At 26.0% G+C, this 2,031-nt stretch carries 3 protein-coding genes and 1 pseudogene; all 4 read left to right on the top strand.

Annotated elements, in window-relative coordinates; all coding sequences use genetic code 11:
• Window positions 1-208 (top strand): hypothetical protein (locus ACWYO2_RS05930; protein ID WP_455515557.1); only part of this gene is annotated, 208 nt, incomplete at its 5' end.
• Window positions 205-1,071 carry a 4-hydroxy-tetrahydrodipicolinate synthase gene (gene dapA, locus ACWYO2_RS05925; protein ID WP_455515556.1) on the top strand — a complete coding sequence of 289 codons (867 nt, stop codon included), beginning with the start codon at window positions 205-207 and terminating at the stop codon, window positions 1,069-1,071. The genes ACWYO2_RS05930 and dapA, both read left to right, overlap by 4 nt.
• Window positions 1,072-1,857, top strand: coding sequence for a diaminopimelate epimerase (dapF, locus tag ACWYO2_RS05920; protein WP_455515555.1), 786 nt, complete (start codon window positions 1,072-1,074; stop codon window positions 1,855-1,857). It abuts the gene before it with no gap.
• Window positions 1,850-2,031 (top strand): annotated as a pseudogene (locus tag ACWYO2_RS05915) (aspartate-semialdehyde dehydrogenase); the annotation flags it as partial. The gene dapF and the pseudogene ACWYO2_RS05915, both read left to right, overlap by 8 nt.

Raw genomic sequence — 2,031 nt, 5'->3', positions numbered from 1 at the left:
ATTTTATCCAGAAATAGAAGTTTATAAAATTAAATTTTTAATGATACTAGATTTAATGGAAGCGAATTATCTATATCATATTAAAGATTTTGAAAAATTGAGGGAATTAAAAATTAGAGTTAATAAAAGTGATTTAAAAGATAAATTGGATTTAGAAAGATTTAATGGTTTTGTAGATTTTAGATTATCAAAAGGAGAAATAAAATGAAATATACAGGAAGTTATGTTGCACTAATAACACCGTTTAAAGATAATTTAGAAGTTGATTATGATAAATTATCTGAGCTTTTAGATTTTCAAATAGAAAATGGAACAAATGGTATAGTTGTTTGTGGAACAACAGGAGAAGCAGCTACTCTAAGTGAAGAAGAGTATATAAAGGTTATCACCTTTGTAACAGAAAAATCTAAAGGAAAAGTAAAGGTAGTTGCAGGGGCAGGAAGTAATTCAACAAAAAGAGCAGTAGAATTAACTAAAATTTGTAAAGAAATAGGAGTTGATGCAGTTCTTTCTGTTGCACCGTATTATAATAAACCTACTCAAAAAGCAATAATAGAACATTTTAAGAAAATTGCTGAAGTTGGTATAGATGTAATATTATATAATGTTCCTTCAAGAACTGGAGTAAATATAGAAGCTAGGACAACTATTGAATTATCAAAAGTTAAAAATATTGTTGGAGTAAAAGAAGCAACTGGTAGTATAGAACAAATGATAGAGATAGCCAATAATGTAAGTGAAGAATTTGATATATTATCTGGGGAAGATAATTTGATATTACCTATGTTATCTATTGGAGCAGTTGGTGTTATTTCAGTTACTGCAAATGCATTGCCTAAAGAGGTTGCAGCTCAATTTATACTTAAAGGTACTGAACAATTTAATCACCATAAATATATGTATGATATACATAAAAATATGTTTATTGAAGGTAATCCTGTAACAATTAAAGCTGTTATGAATATAATGGGATTAATAAAAAATAAGAAAGTTAGAGAACCTTTAATGGAAACATCAGATGAAACAGATATTAAGTTAAAAGAATTACTTAAATCAAAAGGTTTGATATAAATGGAATTTCAAAAATACACAGGACTTGGTAATGACTTTATAATAACTAATGAAAATATTTCTAGCGAAAAAGTTTCAAAGTTATGTGATAGAAGATTTGGCATTGGTGCAGATGGTTTAATAGTAGCTGAAAGAAGAAATGATAAATTTTTTATGAAGTTTTTTAATTCTGATGGTAGTCGTGCTAAGATGTGTGGAAATGGCATAAGATGTTATACTCAATATTTAGTTGAAAATGGGTTGGTAGAGGATAATGGAAATATAGAAATTGATACTTTAGCCGGAATAAAAAAAATTGAATATATAAAAATTGATGATAATTTTAATGTAAGGGTAAATATGGGTAAACCTTTAGATTTATCATTAAATAATATTATTATAATTGATGGTATAGAATATATTTATCATTATGTTTTTACAGGTACTATACATATAGTAATATATGTTGATGAGAAAAATTTAAATAAAGATTATGTGACTAAAGTTGGAAAAATAATACAAAATAATAAAGAATTATTTCCTGATAGTATAAATGTTAACTTTGTATCAGTTTTAGATAAGAAAAATATTAAAGTAATGACTTATGAAAGAGGTGCAGGGCTAACACTTGCTTGTGGAACAGGCTCTATAGCTTCAGCATATATATCTAATATTTTAGATTTAACTGATAAAAATGTAAATGTTGAGTTATTAGGTGGTAATTTAAAAATTGAAAAAATAGATGAAGAATTATATATGACTGGTTTAAGTCAATATGTGTTTAAAGGAAGTGTTAAAAATGATTAATATTGCAATAGTAGGTGCTACAGGACTTGTAGGAAGAACTTTTTTAAAAGTTATAGAAGAAAGAAATATACAATTTGATAATTTATACCTATATGCCTCAGCTAGATCTGCAGGTAAAAAGATAGAATTTAAAGGGAAGGAATATTCTATTATAGAACTTAAAGAAGAGAATAT

The organism is Pseudostreptobacillus sp., assembly GCF_977040545.1.
Note: the sequence above shows the minus strand (reverse complement) of the source record. Positions and strands in the feature narration are given on the sequence as shown.